An 18636-nucleotide genomic window follows, 5' to 3' on the forward strand; every position below is an offset into this window, starting at 1 on the left:
GTCCAGGCCGTAGTCTGACCGAATGACCCTGCCGGTTGGCGGCGAGACGCTGCCCGAACTGCACAACACCGTCGTCGTGGCGGCGTTTGAGGGCTGGAACGACGCCGGCGACGCCGCCAGCGACGCGGTGGGCCACCTCGCCTCGACCTGGAACGCGCTTCCCATCGTGGAGATCGACGACGAGGCCTATTACGACTACCAGGTGAATCGACCGGTTATCCGCCAGGTCGACGGGGTTACCCGGGAATTGGAATGGCCGGCAATGCGGATCTCGCACTGTCGCCCCCCGGACTGCCAGCGCGACGTGGTGTTGATGTGCGGGGTGGAGCCCAACATGCGCTGGCGCACGTTTTGCGCCGAACTGCTGGCCATCATCGACAAGCTCAACGTCGAAACGATCGTGATCCTGGGGGCGTTGCTGGCGGACACACCGCATACCCGTCCGGTGCCGGTCTCGGGTGCGGCTTACTCCGCTGAGTCGGCACGATTGTTCGGCCTGGAGGAGACACGCTACGAGGGCCCGACCGGTATCGCCGGAGTATTCCAACACGCCTGCATCGCCGCCGGGATCCCGGCGGTGACGTTTTGGGCGGCGGTCCCCCATTACGTATCCCATCCACCTAATCCCAAGGCGACGGTCGCACTGCTGCGCCGCGTCGAGGATGTGCTCGACGTTGAGGTACCCCTGGCCGACCTGCCGGCGCTAGCCGATGCGTGGGAGCACGAAATCACCGAGATGACCACCGATGATGAGGAGCTGGCCGAGTACGTGCAAGCGCTCGAGCAGCACGGCGACGCCGCGATCGACTTGAACGAAGCCCTGGGCAAGATCGACGGCGACGCGTTGGCCGCCGAGTTCGAGCGCTACCTGCGGCGCAGACCGGGTTTCGGGAGCTAGTCCGAGTTCCCGGCGTCTAAGGGATATCAGCCATCCGACCCGGAGCCGCCTGGATTGCCCACATTTCCGGGGTTACCGACCATGCCGCCTGGCGTCACGACCAAACCACCCTCACCGCGCATACCGCCGCTGCCGCCGATCCCACCATCGCCGCCGCCGCCCGTAGAGCCCGTGGCGCCAGACTGGCCGATCAGACCCCCGGTCCCGCCGGCACCGCCGGCCCCACCGGCACCGCCGTTGCCGCCGGTGCCGCCATCGCCGCCATTGCCGCCGTCACCTCCGTGACCGCCGCCGATGTTGCCCCCGGCGCCGGCTGTGGCAAGCCCACCCTGACCACCCATCCCTGCAGCCCCCCCGGCCCCACCCATTCCGCCAGCGCCACCAAGCCCACCAGCGCCCCCGGCGCCCCCAGCACCGATCAGCACGCCGCCCGCCCCGCCGGCGCCGCCCTGACCGCCGCTGCCCCCCATAGCGCCGGAAGCCCCGGTGCCGCCGCTGCCTCCCACGCCACCACGGCCAGCCTGGGCGTTACCCCCAAAAATTTCGTTGGCGTTCCCGCCCGACCCGCCGTCGCCCCCAAGCCCGCCGACGGCGCCCGCACCTCCGCCGCCGCCCTGGCCGCCAGCGCCACCGCCGCCGCCGTTGCCGATCAACAACCCGCCTCGGCCACCGGCGCCACCGACGCCGCCGGCACCCCCGGCACTCCCGGACACATCGCTGGCATGGCCGTTGCCACCATTACCGCCCAGACCCCCAAAAGCGTTGTTCGGACCGGCGATGGCGTTCCCGCCGTTACCGCCGTCACCGCCGGAACCGCCGGCGGCCAGGGCATCGCCACCGTTACCGCCGGCACCAGCCAGGGCGCCGCTCCCTTCCGAGCCCGCGTTCCCGCCGTGACCACCTTTACCGCCGGCACCGCCAGAACCGCCGGAACCACCGGAACCACCATGGGCCGCTCCCAGCCCGGCCTGGCCGCGCCCGCCTTGCCCGCCGGTGCCGCCGGTCTCGTCGAGGCCGCCGTCGGTGCCAGCCCCTCCATTGCCGCCGAACGCGTCTGTCGTTCCGCCCGCGACCGAATCCAGACCGTTGGTGCCGGGTGCTGCGGGGGTAGCGTCCGGTACCGGGTTGACGCCGTCCACCCCGGCCAGGCCGTCGCCGCCCTGCCCTCCACTGCCGCCGTTACCGAACCAATACGCGCTACCACCGTTGCCGCCCCGCCCGGCCATGCCGCCATTGATGCCCGTCGCACCGGCCCCGCCATTTCCTCCGGCGCCGCCATCGCCATATAACAGTCCGCCGCTGCCCCCGCTGCCGCCGGCGGCCCCAATACCACCGGCCCCACCATTGCCGCCATGGCCGAACAAACCCGCGCTGCCACCCTCGCCGCCGGCCTGCCCCGCCCCCCCGGCCCCGCCGTTGCCGCCGTTGCCGAACAGCAACCCACCGGCTCCACCAGCCTGACCCGGCCCACCGTTGGCACCATCACCAATCAACGGCCGCCCCAATATTGCCTGAGTGGGCGCGTTGATCAGATTCAGCGCCTCCTGCAACGGCGACGCGCCGGCCGCCTCGGCGGTGGCATACCAGCGCCCACCCGAAGTCAGCGCCGCCACAAACTGTGCGTGAAACGCCGCTGCCCGCGCACCGATCTCCTGATACTCCTGGGCATGCGCGCCGAACAGCGCCGCAATACCTATCGATACCTCATCGGCGGCGGCGGCCACCAACCCTGAGGTGGGACCGAACGCGACCGCGTTGGCCGCGCCGATCGCCGAACCGACGCCCGCCAAATCCCAGGCCGCAGCAGTCAAGACAGAAGGTTGCACGCTCACAAACGACACTTGGTCTCCGCCCACTCAGCGCCGCCCAGTAACCTGCCCAGTCGACCACCGGGCCGGGGGCAACAACGCAGATCATAGCCTCGCTGGGGCCCGCGTTAGGGCTTTTCCAACGCCTGGTTGTACGCGCTGGTGGAGCGACCGAGCGCGGCGACCTCGGCATCCAGACGGGGCAGCAACTCGGCAGTGGTCTTGCGAATGGGGCGTTCACCAATCCGGGTGGAAAGGATCGGCTTGAGCCAGCGGATAACGCCGACCCAATCCGGACAGAAGACACGAGCCTTGCGGCCCTCTATGCCCTTGACGAACGCAGCCGCGCACTTGTTCACGGAGGTGGTCTTGTTCAGCGGCCAGGGCAGCTTGGCCAACAGCTCGTCGAAGGCGGGCAGGTCGGCTTTGGTATCGCGGACCAGCGCCGTGTCGATCCAGGACATATGCGCCGAGCCGACACCGACGCCGTGGCGGGCGACTTCCAGCCGCAGCGCGTTGGCGAAGATCTCGACCCCAGCCTTGGACGCGTTGTACGGCGTCAGCCCGGGCGATGCAGCGTAGGCCGCCAACGACGAGACGATCAGCATGTAGCCGCGTCGCTCGATCACCGCCTGCAGTGTGGCGCGCACGGTGTGAAAGACGCCAACCACGTTGACGTCCAATACCCGTTTGAAGGCTTCCGGATCAACCTGCAGCACCGATCCATAGCTGGCGATACCGGCGTTGGCCACGACGATGTCAATGCCGCCGAATTTTTTGACCGCCTGATCGGCCGCGGCCTGCATGGCGGGCAGATCCCGCACGTCGGCGACGACGGTGAGCAGCCGGTCATCACCGCCAATTTCGGCGGCGATTGCGGCCAACTCGGCCTTGCTCAAGTCGGTCAGCACCAGCTTGGCGCCCTTGTTGTGCAGCCGACGTGCAACTTCAGCCCCGATTCCTCGGGCACCACCTGTGATGAAGACAACTTTGTCCTGCACCGATGTCATGGGCGAAACGTACCACCGCCCGGCTACAGGTCCACCCCCAACAGCGCATCGATCGCAGTCCCCACCGCCCTCGGCGCCGACTCATCATGGCCGCCGTATTCGAGCGCGTCAATGGTCCAACCATCCAGTGCCGCAATCGCTTTAGGCGTATCGAGGTCATCGGCTAGATATCGGCGAAGCCGGGCGATGACGTCGACGGCGTCCGGACCGGCGGGCAGCGCGGTCGCGGTGCGCCAGCGTTGCAGACGATCAACCGCCTCGTCGAGCACTTGCTGGCTCCAGAAGCGGTCCGCGCGGTAGTGCTCGGCCAGCAGACCCAGTCGAACGGCCGACGGCTCGACGCCCTGGGTACGCAGTCCCGAAACGAGCACCAGGTTGCCGCGGCTCTTGGACATCTTGTGCCCATCCCAGCCAATCATTCCGGCGTGCACGTAATGCCGCGCGAATCGCCGCTCGCCCGTGGCACATTCGGCGTGCGCGGCGGTGAATTCATGGTGTGGAAAAATCAGGTCACTGCCACCGCCCTGTACGTCGAGGCCACTGCCTAGACGACTGAGCGCGATGGCCGCGCATTCGACGTGCCAGCCCGGTCGCCCGGGCCCCAGCGGCGACGGCCAGCTGGGCTCCCCCGGCCGCTGGGCGCGCCATAGCAGAGCGTCAAGCTCGTCGCTCTTACCCGACCGGCGCGGGTCGCCGCCGCGCTGCTCGAACAGGTCCAACATCGTGTCGCGGTTGTAGCCCGACTCGTAACCGAATTGCGCGGTGGCATCGGCCCGGTAGTAGACATCGGGATACTCGTCATCGACGACATACGCAGCCCCCGAGGCCAACAACTTCTCGATCAGCTCAACCATCTCCGCCACCGCCTCGGTGGCAGCCACATAGTCGTGCGGCGGCAGTACCCGCAGGGCGGCCATGTCGGCGCGGAATAGCTCGACTTCCTGCTCGGAAAGGGCGCGCCAATCGATGCCATCGCGATCGGCACGCTCGAACAGCGGGTCGTCGACGTCGGTGACGTTCTGCACGTAGTGCACGTCGTGACCGAGGTCTAGCCACAGCCGATGGATCAGGTCGAACGCTAGGTAGGTCGCGGCGTGGCCCAGATGAGTGGCGTCATAAGGCGTGATTCCGCAGACATACATGGTCGCTGTGGTTCCCGGGGCCACTGGGCGCACCTGCCGGTCTGCGGTGTCGTAGAGCCGTAGCTCCGGACCGCGTCCCGGCAGCGTTGGAACCGGTGCGGAAGACCACGACTGCATGACGTTGACTTTAGGCCGGGCGACGATACGGCCCGCGTAGCGGGCTGGGGAGGAGCCCGGCAGTCCAGCCCAACCGGGCGACGATACGGCCCGCGTAGCGGGCTGGGGAGGAGCCCGGCAGTCCAGCCCAACCGGGCGACGATACGGCCCGCGTAGCGGGCTGGGGAGGAGCCCGGCAGTCCAGCCCAACCGGGCGACGATACGGCCCGCGTAGCGGGCTGGGGAGGAGCCCGGCAGGCATCGACTCTGCGGCCAGGGCGGGCAGATCGGGAGTTCGCCAGCCCTGGGTGCAATGTCGGCGCCGCCAGTACAGACTCGATCGGGTGGTGAGCACTGCCGAGAGCTGATTACAGAAAGGCCTGTCGGATGGCGCCCAGCAGCATCGGCGCCAGTTCTGGCCTGCACATCACGAAGTCAGGCAGGTAGGGATCGAGCTGGTTGTAGCGCAGCGGCGAACCGTCGAGCCGGGACGCATGCATTCCGGCGGCCAGCACCACGCCCGCCGGCGCGGCCGAATCCCATTCCCATTGACCACCGGCGTGCAGGTAGGCATCGGCGACCCCGTCGATCAGGGCCATTGCTTTGGCACCGGCCGAGCCGATGGCCACCGGTTGAATCGGCAGCATATGCCGAAGGCGGTACAGAATTGCCGGCGGCCGGGTGGTGCTGACCGCCACCCGGATGACCTCAGGAATCCTGACGGGGGCGGCTTGGGCGGTCACGGTGTCACTGCGGTACACGACGTTTCCGCGGGCCGGCAATGACACCGCCGCATCGGTGATCGCCGACTTGCCGTTGGTCGCACGCTGCCACAAGGCGACGTGCACTGCCCAGTCATCACGGCCACGTGTAGAGAATTCGCGAGTGCCGTCCAGGGGATCGATGATCCACACCCGGTCGGACTTCAGCCGCACCAGATCGTCATGGGCTTCCTCGCTAAGCACCGCATCGCCGGGTCGTTCCTCCCGCAGCCGACGCAGCAACAGCGCGTTTGCCTGAATGTCACCGGCGTCGCCCAACGCCCACGGATGATCGAAGCCAACTTCTTCCCGCACCGCCAGCAGCAGCTCCCCCGCATCAGCGGCGAGCTCGGCGGCCAGTTCCGCATCTGTCAGGTCACGTGCGGACGGTCTCACCGCATTAGTATCGCCGAGTCGACCCCCTGTGCTGATGTGGAAGGGCACAAAGGCCGATCCTGACGCTAGAACGCCGGCCAGGGTATCGGTCGATGGCGGTTCGGCCCAGGCATCACCGGATTGTTCAGTAGTGCGTGTGCGCGCCGGCGTAGCGCCGCGATTTCGGCGCTGGTGATTTGTCCGATCAGCGCCTGGCCAAGCGATCCGCCAAGGTCATCGGCGAGACCGGCAACCGCCTCCAACGTTTGGTCATCGATCGGCTTGCCCGCCCAACCCCATAGCACGGTGCGCAATTTGTCCTGGACGTGCAGGCATACGCCATGGTCGACTCCGTACACGTGGCCGTCGATGCCGTACAAGATGTGGCCCCCCTTACGGTCCGCGTTGTTGACCAAGACGTCGAACACGGCCATCCGCTTCAATCGAATGTCGTCGGCGTGCATCAAGACCACCTCGTCGCCGGCATAGTCGTAGGCACGAAGCACCGGCAGATATCCGGGCTGGGACGTGCCGGTGGGAAACAAATCAACCAGGTCGGGTCTGGTCGGTGGATCGGTGTCTGCCGTGTCGCCCGGCTGCTGTATCCACAGCTGCAACATGCCAATACCGGCGGGTCCGTCGCGAATAACCGTGTACGGCACAATGTTCCAGCCCAAATGCGCTGACACTAGATAGGCACTGAGTTCGCGGCCGGCCAGCGTTCCATCGGGGAAGTCCCACAACGGCTGCTCACCGGAGATCGGCTTGTAGACGCAGTGCACGGCGTCCTCGCCCAGCGTTGATTCACAAAGAAAGGTGGCATTGCTGGCCGAGCGAATACGTCCGAGAACCGTCAGTTCGCCGTCCCGCAGAACCTCACGGTCGTCATTCCTCGGCGTCATCGGCGGGCCCGAGCAGCACATCGCGCCGGTAGCCGTTGGCGCGTGCGCAGATATGCCCCTCGGGGTCCAGCGGCTCGTCGCACAGCGGGCACGGCGGGCGCCCCGCGGAGATGACGCGGTTAGACCGGGTGGCGAACTGTCGCGCCGACTCCGGCGTGAGGAAGACACGCACCGCGTCGGGACCCTCGTCGGTGTCGTCGAGCACCACCGAGGCATCGAACTCCGCGTCGGTGACGGCCAGCAGTTCAACGACCACGGTCTGGGCCTCCGAATCCCAACCAAGTCCCATCGTCCCGACCCGGAACTCCGCATCCACCGGCATGATCAGTGGATTCAGGTCATCAACCTCGGTGGGCTCCGGAGGTACCGGCGTGCCGAATCTGCGATTCACCTCGAGCAGCAACGCACCGATGCGTTCGGCAAGCACCGCGACCTGTTGCTTCTCCAGAACCACCGACACGACCCGGTTGTCGTGCGCTGCCTGAATGTAGAACGTGCGATTTCCGGGCTGACCTACGGTCCCGGCCACGAAGCGGTCGGGTGTGCGGAATACGTGAATTGCGCGGGACATGGCACCTCCAAAATACCGTGCAGATGCGGTCACCGTGCGACTCATAGGGCACGCACCGCTGAACTAACGGGGTGTATCGCAATTAGCCAGTGGAGCCGCCGACGATGGCGTCACCGGGCGGCACCCCACGGTCGGACTCTCCTACTTTGTTGTCATCGGGCACATTGGCTGACGACGCCTTGGGCGGGGGCGCGGCGCGTAACCCCGCCGACAGCCGCGCGCCGGTGTGATTGACGTGCAACACGAACGGCCGCATTGGGGTGTAGCGGACCACGCTCACCGACGCCGGGTCGGCGGTAACCCGCTGGAAGCCGTCGAGGTGCATGCCGTACGCGTCAGCAATCACCGACTTGATGACGTCGCCATGGGTGCAGGCCAGCCACAAGGCGTCGCCCCCGTGCTGGTCGGCCAACAACCGGTCGTGTTCGCGGACGGCGGCCACAGCGCGGGCCTGTACCTGCGACAAGCCCTCGCCGCTGGGAAACATCGCCGCGCTGGGATGAGCCTGAACGATCTTCCACATCGGCTCGTTGATCAGATCGGCGATTTTACGGCCGGTCCACTCACCGTAGTCGACTTCGGAAAGCCGATCGTCGATGAGCGGCTCGAGACATAGCGCGCGGGCCAACGGCGCCACCGTGTTACGGCAGCGCAGCATCGGCGACGAAACCACCGCCCGCACCGGTAGCTCACCGATCCGATCGATCAACCCGGCCGCTTGTTCGCGTCCCTTGTCGTCGAGATCAACGCCCTCAGAACGGCCGGCCAGTATGCCCGCGGTGTTGGAGGTGGACCGCCCATGACGCAACAGGATGACGGTCATGTCGCGGCCACCGTCCCGGTGGCCAGCAGGATCAGCACCGCCACACCAACGGCAACTCGATAACCCACGAACCAATACATGTTGTGCCGCAGCAGAAATCGCAGGAACCAGGCCACCGCGCTGAGACCCACCCCGAACGCGATCAGGGTGGCCACCAGCAGCTGCGGACCAGTGGCACTCATTCCTTGAGTCACCGGATGGAAGGCGTCTGGCAGCGAGAACAGCCCGGAGGCGAACACGGCGGGTATCGCAAGCAGGAACCCGAATCGGGCGGCCAACTCGCGGTCGAGTCCAAGAAACAACCCAGCGCTGATGGTCGCCCCGGAGCGCGAAACACCGGGAACGAGGGCCAACGTCTGGGCGGTTCCGACCACCACGGCATCCCGCCAGGTCAGCTGGTCAATGTGCCGGTCTTGCCGACCCACGTACTCGGCGAGGGCAATCACTGCCGAAAAGATCACCAATGCCGTCGCAACCACCCACAGGTTGCGCACACCCGACCGAATTTCATCCTTGAACAACAGACCCAAAATGCAGATGGGGATGGTCCCGATGATGACGTACCAGCCGAGACGGTAGTCGGCGTTGCGATGCGACTTGACCACCAGACCGTCAAACCAGGCCCGGACGATTCGCACGATGTCGCGCGCGAAGTAGGCCAGTACCGCGGCCTCGGTGCCTAGCTGTGTGACCGCAGTGAATGAAGCGCCGGCGTCGTCGTTGAAGAAAATCCGAGACACGATCGCCAAATGTCCCGAGGAGGACACCGGCAAGAACTCGGTCAAACCTTGCACGACAGCCAACGAGATGACTTGCCACCAGGACATCGCCGCAACCGCAGACACGACGACGACCGTACCTGGTGCCGGGGACTGCTGCCCGAGACGACTAGCGCGATACGGGCGCGGCGTGGGCGACCGAGTCACGCACCGCCGCCGCCAGGCTGCGCTCATCAGTCAGGTCGATGTCGACCAGGCCGCGGACTGACCGCGCGACGACATCTTCGGCCTGAGGAACTGGCCCGCTGAGGCGTGGCCGGTAAATTTCGACAACGAGCGAGCGGTTTTCGATGTGGAAGGAAAAACTGTGCCCATCTCCGACTTGCCCGTATCCGCTCGCGGAGATTCCGGTCAGCATGTCTTCCATAGCAAACCCTTTGTCTGCCATATGCCGGTCCGCGGCGACGGTCATGCCCTGACCATACCTCGCCGGAAACACTTTCCGTGGGCAACATGACGATATTGGATGCGACAACGTTCATTAAATTTTTGACTTCACCGTCGAGATTCGAGAGGGATCCGTTGCTAGAAAATGCTAAACGAGCACTTCAGAGTCATTTTTTTAGCGTAGTGATTTTGCTGGCTTCAGCGACCGCGTGCTCGTCCAATCCGCTCCAAACCGCACCCCCCACCGTCGAGCCGGCGCGGCCCGCGGTATCTCCGCGCGCCTCCCAGACACCGGCGGGCGTAGTTCGCCCGCTGGCCGGTAAGGCCCAGGCAGCGATCTACGACGGCGGCTCTCATCGGTTGGTGACACTCAGCGCCGGTAGCGACCCGTCGGCGCCTGCCAGCATCAGCATCTTCGGCAATGAGCAAACTGCGCCCCGGACGATCGCCCTGCCGGGTCCTGCGACGGCGTTGGCCTGCGATGGCAACGGCACGGCCTATGCGGCCGGCCGCGGTGCATACAGCGCAATCAATCTGGCCAGCGGCCAGATTGCGCAGATAGGTGTCGCCGACGCCGCGGGTACCGATTTCACCGCGATCGCGCGCCGGGCCGACGGCAAGCTGGTGCTCGGCAGCGCCGACGGCGCACTCTATACGTTGGCCCCGTCGGGGACACCCACCAACGCCGGCACCGCCAGCGTGGTCAACCGAAGCAAGATCTTTGCACGCGTCGATGCCGTTGTGACGCAGGGAAACACGACAGTCGTGCTGGATCGTGGCCAGACGTCGGTCACAGCGATCGGCGCCGGCGGTAGCGTCGAGCAGGCGCTGCGCGCCGGCGAGGGCGCGACCACCCTGGCCGCCGATCCGCTGGGCCGAGTGTTGGTCGCCGATACCCGAGGTGGCCAGCTATTGGTATACGGCGTAAACCCGCTGATCTTGCGTCAGGCCTACCCGGTGCGGAGGTCCCCGTACGGGCTGGCCGGATCACACGACCTGGCGTGGGTGTCCCAAACCGCATCAAACCTCGTCATTGGTTACGATCTGTCCACCGGAATACCCGTGGAAAAGGTGCGTTACCCAACCGTGCAGCAACCCAACTCGCTGGCCTTTGACGAAACGTCAGGCACGTTGTACGTAGTGTCGGGCTCCGGCGCCGGGGTCCAGGTCATCGAGCATGCGGCGGGTATCCCGTGACCAGCCGACCGGCACCCAAGTGGAGTCGGCTGCCCGCGGGCTGGGACACCGAAATGTCGGACGAGTACGAATGGGCGCCGCTGCGCCTTCCGCCGGAAGTGACCCGGCTCAGCGCCTCCACCCGGCTGTCCATCGAGGCCGAGTATCGCGGCTGGGAGTTGACACGGGTGCGGCTCTATACCGACGGCAGCAGGCGAGTATTGTTGCGCCGCAAAAAGTCTCGTTTCGATAACCCACTACCCGACCAGCCGGAACTGTAGCGGTGGGCGACCGGAACGAAGACAGGCGCTGGATCTACGCCCTGGTGCGACGGCTGTTGTTCCTGCTCCCGCCCGAGCGTGCGCACAGGGTGGTTTTTGCCATCCTGCGCGGCGTCACCGCCGTTGCGCCGGCGCGCAAGAACCTTGGCCGCTGGTTGGGCCCGACGGATCCGGTGCTGTCCAGCACGGTCTTTGGCACACGGTTCCCAGGACCATTGGGGCTGGCCGCGGGCTTCGACAAGGACGGCATCGGACTGGGCACCTGGGCCGCGCTCGGATTCGGCTATGCCGAGATCGGCACCGTCACCGCACACTCACAGCCTGGCAACCCCCAGCCGCGGATGTTTCGCTTGCCCAACGACCGTGCCCTGCTCAACCGGATGGGGTTCAACAACCATGGCGCAGGCGCACTCGCGATCCGGCTTGCGCGACACCATCCCGAGGTGCCGATCGGGGTCAACATCGGCAAAACCAAAACGACCCCGCCGGAGCGCGCGGTAGACGACTACCGGGCCAGCGCCCGGTTGGTCGGTCCGTTGGCGTCGTATCTGGTGGTCAACGTCAGCTCCCCCAACACACCAGGGCTTCGCGACTTGCAAGCGGTCGAGTCACTGCGGCCCATCCTGGCTGCCGTCCTAGCCGAAACCACGACACCGGTGCTGGTGAAAATCGCACCGGACCTCTCCGATTCCGACGTCGACGACATCGCGGATCTGGCTGTAGAACTTGGCCTCGCCGGAATCGTCGCGACCAACACCACCGTGTCACGAGAGAACCTGGCCACCCCCGGGGTCGACCGGCTAGGCGCGGGCGGCATTTCTGGACCTCCGGTGGCCCACCGCGCTGTGGAGGTGCTGCACCGGCTTTATGCTCGGGTCGGCGATCGCCTGACGTTGATCAGCGTCGGCGGTATCGAGACCGCTGACGACGCGTGGGAGCGCATCACCGCAGGCGCGTCACTACTGCAGGGCTACACCGGCTTCATCTACGGCGGCGGCCGATGGGCCAAGCACATTCACGACGGCATTGCCCGCCGGTTGCACGACGGCGGCTTCGCCTCACTCGGTGATGCGGTCGGGTCGGCGGCGCGGAAGCCGCAACGACCGCCGGGTTGACCTGGCCGGCGCCGAGCGCGCATTTTACGACTCGGCGGCACCCTGCTACCGCTGCTCGTGGGTCCCGTGGATGACCGCACGCGCGATTGCGTGCTGGAACAGGTTGAATCCGAGAAACGCCGGGCTGGCGTCCTCGCTGAGATCCAGCTTCTCCAGGTCCACCGCATGCACCGCAACGTAGTAGCGGTGCGGACCGTGCCCGGAGGGTGGCGCGGCGCCGACGTAGCGGCGCATCCCGGCGTCGTTGACCAGCGTCACTGCGTCGCCGGGCAGTTCACGGCCGTCGCCCACACCCTCGGCCAGCTCGGTCACATCCGCAGGCAGGTTGGCGACCGCCCAGTGCCAGAATCCGGAACCAGTCGGGGCGTCGGGGTCATAGACGGTGACCGCAAAACTGCGGGTTTCCTCGGGGAATCCCGACCAGCTCAATTGCGGGCTGGCATCCTGCCCGCCCGCGCCCATGATCCCGCTGACCTGTGCGCTGGCCAGCGGCTGACCGTCGGTGATGGAATCAGAGATCACGGTGAAGGGCGGCAGCTTGGGCAGTGCGTCGTAGGGGTTGGGCGGTGTTGTCATGCTCAGTCCTCTCGTGTAGTTGCCTTAGCTTCCTGCTCAGCAGTGAGTCAGGAAATGCTGCAGCACATCTGTGCCGAACTTCAGCGCATCGATTGGTACCCGCTCATCGACGCCGTGGAACAACGACGTGAAATCCAACTCGGGCGGCAACCGCAACGGACTAAAACCAAAGCAGCGAATGCCCAAGCGCGCGAACGCCTTCGCGTCAGTGCCACCGGAAAGCATGTACGGCACGATGCGCCCATCCGGATCGACCGCAAGCACCGCAGCGTTCATGGCATCGACCAGATCGCCGTCGAAACCGGTCTCATACGAGGGCAAATCCTTGACCCAATCCCGCGTGATGTCAGGTCCAAGCAGTTTGTCGACTTCGGCTTCGAACGCCGCTTTGCGACCGGGCAGTACCCGGCAATCCACCACGGCTTCCGCGTTCGCTGGGATCACGTTCGCCTTGTAGCCGGCCCGGAGCATCGTCGGGTTCGCAGTGTCGCGCAGCGTGGCCTTCAAAAGACGGGCCATCGGCCCAAGTTTGTCGAGCGCCCCATCGAGGTCCGAGTCGTTGTCGAACGTCAGCCCGGTTTCCTCCCCGACCGCAGCCAAGAACTGGGCTACGGAGTCGGTACGTACCAGCGGAAACTGGTGACGACCCAGCCGGGCGACCGCCTCGGCGAGCGCGGTGACCGCGTTGTGGTCGTGCACCATTGAGCCGTGCCCGGCACGACCGCGTGCGGTCAAACGCATCCATTGAATGCCCTTTTCGGCCGTTTCGATCAGGTACAGGCGGCGTTCGCCGCCGTCGCGGCGTTGCACCGTTAGGGAAAAGCCGCCGACTTCACCGATGGCCTCCGTCACACCGTCGAACAGATCCGGCCTGTTATCGACCAGCCACTGCGCCCCGAAGGCACCGCCGTGCTCCTCGTCGGCGAGGAAGGCGAAAATCAGATCGCGTGGCGGCACGATGCCGGCTCGCCGGAAATGCCGCGCGACCACGATCATCATGCCGACCATGTCCTTCATGTCGACCGCGCCGCGGCCCCAGACATACCCGTCTTTGATCGCGCCAGAAAACGGGTGCACGCTCCAATCGGCTGCTTCGGCCGGGACCACATCGAGGTGGCCGTGGATCAGCAGAGCGCCCCGGGAAGGATCCGCGCCGGGCAGCCGGACGAACACGTTGCCCCGGCCCTGGGCGCCGGACTCCAGGTATTCGGGCTGGTAGCCGACCTCCGCGAGTTGCTCGGCAACCCATCGCGCGCACTCCGCCTCACCTTTGGTGGTCTCGGGTTCGCCGGTATTGCTGGTATCGAACCGGATCAGTCTGCTGACCACCCCGGCAACCTCATCGCGCGGGTCGCCCCAAGCCCCGGTCGCGTTGCTGTATTGGGTCACAGTCACCTTTCCTACCATTCCCGACCCCGCCGGTGACGCTGCCCGCTCATTCGGACTCCCCGAAGCCCGGGGCAAAGCCCCACATCCAGCCCGGTTGGGCTGGCACGAGCCGATCCGATAGCCTTAGCTGCCAACATCTGTAGTCGAAGCAGTCGAGCAATCGCAGCAGTTGGTGCAGTTGATTTGTCCGAGTGGCGGAATGGCAGACGCGCTAGCTTGAGGTGCTAGTGCCCTACTAATGGGCGTGGGGGTTCAAGTCCCCCCTCGGACACAATTTCTTAGCAACCAATATGGAAAACACGCTCTGAACTCGATCAGAGCGATCGTTCAGCGTTTGCCGATATCGATTGGGTGGCGCGTTGATGTCCTAATTCTGCCCTACGGCCACTACGCCCGCCGTTGGGCTGCCGTGGCCATTTGCACCTGGCAGCACAGCCGGAGTGCTTACACCTCAATCGGCGTCTGGTTTTCTGGGTTCAGTGCTGCGAACAGCTTGATCCGCCGGCGCACCGACATCGGCTGCCGCTCGATCGCCGCCAGGTTCAATCACTTTGGTAGGTAACTCCCTGACCACTACGCGATGGCCCGCCCCGGCACCGTCAGCAACACACCCGGCAATATGTCCGGGCCCATCCGCCCCACGTCTCGAAACCCCACCACGCCAGGGGACTTACCCGCAGGCAGTCGACTTCGCTTAGCAAGTCGTAATCCAGTATTTCGGTCTAGACCGGTCGTCAAATCGCTACCCGCATAACACCGCGCCAGCGCGTACAGCACAGGCCTCTCCTGGGCCGAATGCCCCGTCTATCGCCGAACTGTCCAAGGAACTCGGCTTTTCACACGGACACGTACTTCCCCTCCCGACAACACTGGCGCGTTGCCGGGCCAGGACGCCCCTTGGTACCTTGCACCACCAGCGGCGGCTCAGCTGCTTTGCAGCGTGAGTCGACGATCTGAAAGGCAGGCGAGACATGATCAATCGGGAGAGCACGGACGAGATCGGCAGCGGTTCTTCGAGCCCGCCCGTTCTCGACGTGCAGGGTTCCGGTGTCCAACCGCCGGTGGCCACTCGAGTCCGCCGGGCGTTCTGGCTGCTGGAGCGCTTTGCCCCGGCATTGGGGTCGCGGTGGGCGACCGAGCTGTGGTGTACCCCGCCGGTCATGGAATCAAGTTTGCGCATGCCACCCGGCGTTCCGCCCGGCCGGCCACTGGAAGCGCACTGGAGCGGGCACCGCATCGTCGGAGAGGCCTGGGGCGAGGGGCCACCGGTCTATCTCGTGCACGGCTGGGGCGGGCGTCGCCCGCACCTCGGCATGTTCATCAAACCTCTCGTGGAGGCCGGTCATCGCGTCATCGCGTTCGATCTGCCCAGCCATAACGAGTCCGATCCGGGCTCACTGGCACCGGGTCGCACCACCGCCATCGAGTGCGCCGAAGCGGTTGCAGCGATCATCCGAGAGCACGGGCCGGCCCGCGCTGTCGTCGCCCATTCACTCGGGGCCAATGCGACCGTCTTCGCGGCGGCGTGGGGCACGACGGTCGGGCGTTTGGTGTTTCTCGCGCCAATGGGAGAGTTCCCGATCTATCTGGATCTCTTCGCCGCGCGACACGGCTTCGGCCGACGGATACGCGCCGGCTTGCATCGCCGTCTTGAACGCCGTATCGGCATGCCTTTAGAGGACACCAACATGGTTCGGGTGGCCGCCCGGACCGACTATCCGCCGCTGCTGCTCATCCACGACCCCGATGACCCCGAGACTCCCTATGCGACGAGCGCAAAGATTGTTGCGTCCTGGCCGGGCGCGCGTTTGATGACGACACGGGGGCTCGGCAGGCTGGCGCATTTCCGGATCCTGAGGCACCGCCCCGCGATTCGTGCGGGCGTCGAATTCATCGGTCCCGCACCGGTTTAAGCATGCCGGAGACCCTGCCCGATCGGGGTTATCGCTGGTCGTCTAGGCGGCATTGTCGGGCTGTGTGCATGCCGTGCTGATGCACAGTCGGCGCACGCGGTCCGGTAGTTGGTGGCGGTCGGCGGTTACAACGGCAACGTTGTGTGCAGCGCGGGCCACCTCATCAGGATGACGATGATCGCGCGCATAAGGGCGACGGTGTCTTGGCCGCGGATGCGGCGGCACCAAGCGCGGGTATCCGGCGCCGGCGTGCGATGCGGTCACCGCCTCAATTGCCAGGTCACAACCCGTGTCGTAGGTGGGCAAGTCCCCGCGGGACGAATCGGCGTATCGGCCCGTTGGCACCCCACCTCCGGCTTACGCAGGTCGATCTCTCAGGTCGTCGTTGCCACACTCAATCATGGTATGTACAAATTACAGTCCTGTGGATGTACAGTTCGCGATGTGGACGTATCCGTGACCGAGCTGCGAGCACACCTCAGCAAATGGCTCGATCGGGCTCGGGCTGGTGGTGAGGTCGTCATCACCGACCGCGGGATTCCGGTCGCGCGACTCACTGCTGTGGACAGCGCAGGCACGTTGGAGCGTCTCACGGCCGAAGGCGTGATTGGCAAGGCCACCGCGCAGCGGCCCGTCGCTGCGGGACGATCCCGGCCCCGACCGCGGCGGCCGGTGTCTGACCGCGTCAGCGACCAGCGGCGCTGACGGGTGCCGCTCGTCTACTTCGACGCCAGCGCCTTCGTCAAACTTCTCACCACCGAGACAGGGAGCTCGCTGGCGTCCGCGCTATGGGATGGCTGCGATGCCGCATTGTCCAGCCGTCTGACCTACCCCGAAGTCCGCGCCGCACTCGCTGCAGCATCCCGCGATCACGACCTAACCGAATCCGAGCTCGCCGCTGCCGAGCGTGACTGGGAGGACTTCTGGGCCGCCACCCGCCCAGTCGAACTCACCGCGACGGTTGAACAGCACGCCGGCCGCCTCGCCCGAGCCCACACCTTACGCGGAGCCGACGCTGTCCATCTGGCCAGCGCGTTGGCAGTCGGCGACCCCGGCCTGATCGTCGCCGTTTGGGACCGACGCCTGCACACCGGAGCCCAAGCCGCCGGGTGCCGAGTCGCGCCCGCCCAACTCGACCCCTAGCCCGACCGCCCGACACTAGAGCGAGTCAACCCCAGCGCTGCACCACGAGCGGGTCCCGATTCGCCAGGTCTCAACCCGTGTTGTAACTGGCCAAGTCCCCCTCGGTCACCGTGTGAGTTGTCCTAGGCAATGAACGAATTGCGTCGAAAGAACGGCAGGCAACCGGCGGCGAGGCGCGGACAACGGCGAAAGATGCGTTGTCGCGCCGCTTCTCGGGACTCGGTAACGATCAATCGGCGAGCGGTGCGCGCTCCGCTTTCGGCCAGCGGTCGTTGCGGGGACCGCAACACGATGATCGGCCGGGTCGCCTTGCAAGACGAGTATCCGTGGGTAGCGGCTTCCACCTGTGCCGACCGGTTCCGGGACGGGTCTGTCGGTCGTAGGCTTGGTGGGCCAGCCAGCCGAGAGTGCAATCCCGATGGACCCACCGAGTGGCTTTCTCAACCGGACACCGATACGCGGCTTCCGCGACCGCTACGATGCGGGACGCGCGCTGGCAGAGCGACTGGTCTCCTACCGTGGCACACCGGGCCTGCTTGTTCTAGGACTGCCCCGTGGCGGTATTCCCGTTGGCTGGGAGGTCGCGTCGGCGCTGCACGCCGAGCTGGATGTGTTCCTGGTCCGCAAGCTCGGTGTACCACAGTTGCCCGAACTGGCCATGGGCGCCTTGGCTAGCGGCGGCGGGGTCGTGATGAACACGAACGTGGTATCCAGCTTGCGTATCACCCCAGAGCAGCTGCGCGCAGTTGTGGCCGCAGAGCGGGCCGAACTCAACCGGCGAGAGCGCGCCTATCGGGAGGGCCGCCAGGTAGCCGACCCGTTCGGAAGAGTTGTGATCCTGGTCGACGACGGCATCGCTACCGGCGCGAGCATGCTCGCAGCGGTGCGGGCCGTCCGTACCACCAAACCTCGATCAGTGGTGGTCGCGGTCCCCGTCGGACCCGCCGCGGCGTGCGGGGAACTTGCAAGAGACGTCGACGATTTCGTCTGTGTGATCACACCGGACGTGTTTGACGCCGTCGGACAGGTCTACGGCGATTTTCATCAAGTCAGTGACGACGAGGTCCGCAGGCTACTGAGCGCAACGACTAGCTAAATCCGGCTCAGAGCGCACTACTCGGCGTTCTCATCCCCGCTTCGGTCGACCCCCACCACGGATTCCTCCGGCACATCGGAGCCCGTCTCTGCGTCGGTGGCGTCGGCCGCTATCTCCGGCGTGTCCGGTGATTCCGGCTCGTCCTCGTCGGGGTATTCGACGTAGTCCACGTCGCCGTCTTCAGCCTGTTCGTCGTCCTGGCCCGACTCTTGACCCGAGTCTTGACCACCGGCCTCTCGCTGCTGACGTTCTCTGATCCCATCAACGATGAGCAATATCACGCCCAGGACACTGGCGCCGATACAGACCCAGGCGACCAGCTCATTGCTGGTCACCACCGCGAACACCAACGCAACGAGCCCTATCAGGGCCAATACGAGGGCAATGATCAACAT

19 protein-coding genes, 1 tRNA gene and 1 pseudogene are annotated in these 18636 nt (G+C 66.0%); 9 read left to right on the plus strand and 12 right to left on the minus strand.

Annotated features, from left to right (window positions below; translation table 11 throughout):
* Window positions 1–22: 22 nt before the first annotated feature.
* A complete protein-coding gene (locus MB901379_RS13875) occupies window positions 23–898 on the plus strand; it encodes a PAC2 family protein (protein ID WP_158017209.1) in 876 nt (291 codons plus the stop codon).
* Window positions 899–924: 26 nt separating this feature from the next.
* Here MB901379_RS13875 and MB901379_RS13880 read toward each other — a convergent pair whose 3' ends face one another.
* The 9 genes from MB901379_RS13880 to MB901379_RS13920 all read right to left on the minus strand — a co-directional run bounded on the left by MB901379_RS13880 (window position 925) and on the right by MB901379_RS13920 (window position 9577).
* On the minus strand, window positions 925–2739 hold the full coding sequence (locus tag MB901379_RS13880) for a PE family protein (protein WP_158017210.1): 1815 nt from the start codon (window positions 2737–2739) through the stop codon (window positions 925–927).
* 95 nt (window positions 2740–2834) lie between these two features.
* Window positions 2835–3716: an SDR family oxidoreductase gene (locus tag MB901379_RS13885; RefSeq protein ID WP_158017211.1), complete on the minus strand. Its 882-nt coding sequence runs from the start codon at window positions 3714–3716 to the stop codon at window positions 2835–2837.
* A 23-nt stretch (window positions 3717–3739) separates the two neighbouring features.
* On the minus strand, window positions 3740–4975 hold the full coding sequence (gene mshC, locus MB901379_RS13890; RefSeq protein ID WP_158017212.1) for a cysteine--1-D-myo-inosityl 2-amino-2-deoxy-alpha-D-glucopyranoside ligase: 1236 nt from the start codon (window positions 4973–4975) through the stop codon (window positions 3740–3742).
* Window positions 4976–5322: 347 nt separating this feature from the next.
* Window positions 5323–6111, minus strand: a complete 789-nt coding sequence (locus MB901379_RS13895) for a 3'(2'),5'-bisphosphate nucleotidase CysQ (protein ID WP_158017213.1) — start codon at window positions 6109–6111, stop codon at window positions 5323–5325.
* A 65-nt stretch (window positions 6112–6176) separates the two neighbouring features.
* On the minus strand, window positions 6177–6992 hold the full coding sequence (locus MB901379_RS13900) for an SCO1664 family protein (protein WP_158017214.1): 816 nt from the start codon (window positions 6990–6992) through the stop codon (window positions 6177–6179).
* The gene (locus MB901379_RS13905) at window positions 6976–7563 is read right to left on the minus strand and encodes a DUF3090 domain-containing protein (RefSeq protein ID WP_158017215.1); all 588 of its coding nucleotides are present in this window, start codon (window positions 7561–7563) and stop codon (window positions 6976–6978) included. Before MB901379_RS13905 ends, MB901379_RS13900 begins: the two co-directional genes overlap by 17 nt.
* 82 nt (window positions 7564–7645) lie before the next feature.
* A complete protein-coding gene (locus MB901379_RS13910; RefSeq protein WP_158017216.1) occupies window positions 7646–8386 on the minus strand; it encodes a histidine phosphatase family protein in 741 nt (246 codons plus the stop codon).
* Window positions 8383–9213, minus strand: a complete 831-nt coding sequence (locus MB901379_RS13915) for an undecaprenyl-diphosphate phosphatase (RefSeq protein WP_158019159.1) — start codon at window positions 9211–9213, stop codon at window positions 8383–8385. Before MB901379_RS13915 ends, MB901379_RS13910 begins: the two co-directional genes overlap by 4 nt.
* Window positions 9214–9274: 61 nt before the next feature.
* Complete coding sequence (locus MB901379_RS13920; protein WP_162334383.1) at window positions 9275–9577, minus strand: hypothetical protein; 303 nt, start codon at window positions 9575–9577, stop codon at window positions 9275–9277.
* A 110-nt stretch (window positions 9578–9687) separates the two neighbouring features.
* Here MB901379_RS13920 and MB901379_RS13925 point away from each other — a divergent pair, with 110 nt between their 5' ends.
* The 3 genes from MB901379_RS13925 to MB901379_RS13935 are packed head-to-tail and all read left to right on the plus strand — an operon-like array spanning window position 9688 to window position 12124.
* A complete protein-coding gene (locus MB901379_RS13925) occupies window positions 9688–10749 on the plus strand; it encodes a YncE family protein (protein WP_158017218.1) in 1062 nt (353 codons plus the stop codon).
* Window positions 10750–10802: 53 nt separating this feature from the next.
* Window positions 10803–11009, plus strand: coding sequence for a DUF5703 family protein (locus MB901379_RS13930; RefSeq protein ID WP_158019160.1), 207 nt, complete (start codon window positions 10803–10805; stop codon window positions 11007–11009).
* A 32-nt stretch (window positions 11010–11041) separates the two neighbouring features.
* Window positions 11042–12124, plus strand: a complete 1083-nt coding sequence (locus MB901379_RS13935) for a quinone-dependent dihydroorotate dehydrogenase (protein WP_158019161.1) — start codon at window positions 11042–11044, stop codon at window positions 12122–12124.
* Between the two features lie 45 nt (window positions 12125–12169).
* Here MB901379_RS13935 and MB901379_RS13940 read toward each other — a convergent pair whose 3' ends face one another.
* A complete protein-coding gene (locus MB901379_RS13940; RefSeq protein ID WP_158017219.1) occupies window positions 12170–12700 on the minus strand; it encodes a YbhB/YbcL family Raf kinase inhibitor-like protein in 531 nt (176 codons plus the stop codon).
* 36 nt (window positions 12701–12736) lie between these two features.
* Window positions 12737–14107: a M20/M25/M40 family metallo-hydrolase gene (locus MB901379_RS13945; protein WP_158017220.1), complete on the minus strand. Its 1371-nt coding sequence runs from the start codon at window positions 14105–14107 to the stop codon at window positions 12737–12739.
* Window positions 14108–14274: 167 nt separating this feature from the next.
* Here MB901379_RS13945 and MB901379_RS13950 point away from each other — a divergent pair.
* From MB901379_RS13950 to MB901379_RS13970, 5 genes and pseudogenes are all read left to right on the plus strand, one after another.
* Window positions 14275–14360 (plus strand) — tRNA-Leu (locus tag MB901379_RS13950).
* 700 nt (window positions 14361–15060) lie between these two features.
* Complete coding sequence (locus MB901379_RS13955) at window positions 15061–16002, plus strand: alpha/beta fold hydrolase (protein ID WP_158017221.1); 942 nt, start codon at window positions 15061–15063, stop codon at window positions 16000–16002.
* Window positions 16003–16300: 298 nt separating this feature from the next.
* Window positions 16301–16707, plus strand: a pseudogene (locus MB901379_RS24660) (type II toxin-antitoxin system Phd/YefM family antitoxin).
* A 3-nt stretch (window positions 16708–16710) separates the two neighbouring features.
* Entirely contained in the window at window positions 16711–17145 is a 435-nt protein-coding gene (locus MB901379_RS13965) for a type II toxin-antitoxin system VapC family toxin (protein WP_158017222.1), read from the plus strand.
* Between the two features lie 418 nt (window positions 17146–17563).
* Window positions 17564–18241 (plus strand): phosphoribosyltransferase, encoded by a 678-nt coding sequence (locus MB901379_RS13970; RefSeq protein WP_158017223.1) that lies wholly within the window; start codon window positions 17564–17566, stop codon window positions 18239–18241.
* Window positions 18242–18258: 17 nt separating this feature from the next.
* Here the strand turns inward: MB901379_RS13970 and MB901379_RS13975 are convergent, their stop codons facing one another.
* On the minus strand, window positions 18259–18636 hold the full coding sequence (locus MB901379_RS13975) for a phage holin family protein (RefSeq protein ID WP_158017224.1): 378 nt from the start codon (window positions 18634–18636) through the stop codon (window positions 18259–18261).

The organism is Mycobacterium basiliense (assembly GCF_900292015.1).
GTDB classification, from domain to species: Bacteria; Actinomycetota; Actinomycetes; order Mycobacteriales; family Mycobacteriaceae; genus Mycobacterium; species Mycobacterium basiliense.

Excerpts from the sequence above, each read along its gene's own strand:
- MB901379_RS13885 (WP_158017211.1), bottom strand. The coding sequence starts at position 3,716 with ATGACATCGGTGCAGGACAAAGTTGTCTTCATCACAGGTGGTGCCCGA.
- MB901379_RS13875 (WP_158017209.1), top strand. The coding sequence starts at position 23 with ATGACCCTGCCGGTTGGCGGCGAGACGCTGCCCGAACTGCACAACACC.
- MB901379_RS13920 (WP_162334383.1), bottom strand. The coding sequence starts at position 9,577 with ATGACCGTCGCCGCGGACCGGCATATGGCAGACAAAGGGTTTGCTATG.
- MB901379_RS13970 (WP_158017223.1), top strand. The coding sequence starts at position 17,564 with ATGGACCCACCGAGTGGCTTTCTCAACCGGACACCGATACGCGGCTTC.
- MB901379_RS13945 (WP_158017220.1), bottom strand. The coding sequence starts at position 14,107 with ATGGTAGGAAAGGTGACTGTGACCCAATACAGCAACGCGACCGGGGCT.
- MB901379_RS13910 (WP_158017216.1), bottom strand. The coding sequence starts at position 8,386 with ATGACCGTCATCCTGTTGCGTCATGGGCGGTCCACCTCCAACACCGCG.
- MB901379_RS13905 (WP_158017215.1), bottom strand. The coding sequence starts at position 7,563 with ATGTCCCGCGCAATTCACGTATTCCGCACACCCGACCGCTTCGTGGCC.
- mshC (WP_158017212.1), bottom strand. The coding sequence starts at position 4,975 with ATGCAGTCGTGGTCTTCCGCACCGGTTCCAACGCTGCCGGGACGCGGT.
- MB901379_RS13900 (WP_158017214.1), bottom strand. The coding sequence starts at position 6,992 with ATGACGCCGAGGAATGACGACCGTGAGGTTCTGCGGGACGGCGAACTG.
- MB901379_RS13975 (WP_158017224.1), bottom strand. The coding sequence starts at position 18,636 with ATGTTGATCATTGCCCTCGTATTGGCCCTGATAGGGCTCGTTGCGTTG.
- MB901379_RS13955 (WP_158017221.1), top strand. The coding sequence starts at position 15,061 with ATGATCAATCGGGAGAGCACGGACGAGATCGGCAGCGGTTCTTCGAGC.
- MB901379_RS13930 (WP_158019160.1), top strand. The coding sequence starts at position 10,803 with ATGTCGGACGAGTACGAATGGGCGCCGCTGCGCCTTCCGCCGGAAGTG.
- MB901379_RS13940 (WP_158017219.1), bottom strand. The coding sequence starts at position 12,700 with ATGACAACACCGCCCAACCCCTACGACGCACTGCCCAAGCTGCCGCCC.
- MB901379_RS13915 (WP_158019159.1), bottom strand. The coding sequence starts at position 9,213 with ATGTCCTGGTGGCAAGTCATCTCGTTGGCTGTCGTGCAAGGTTTGACC.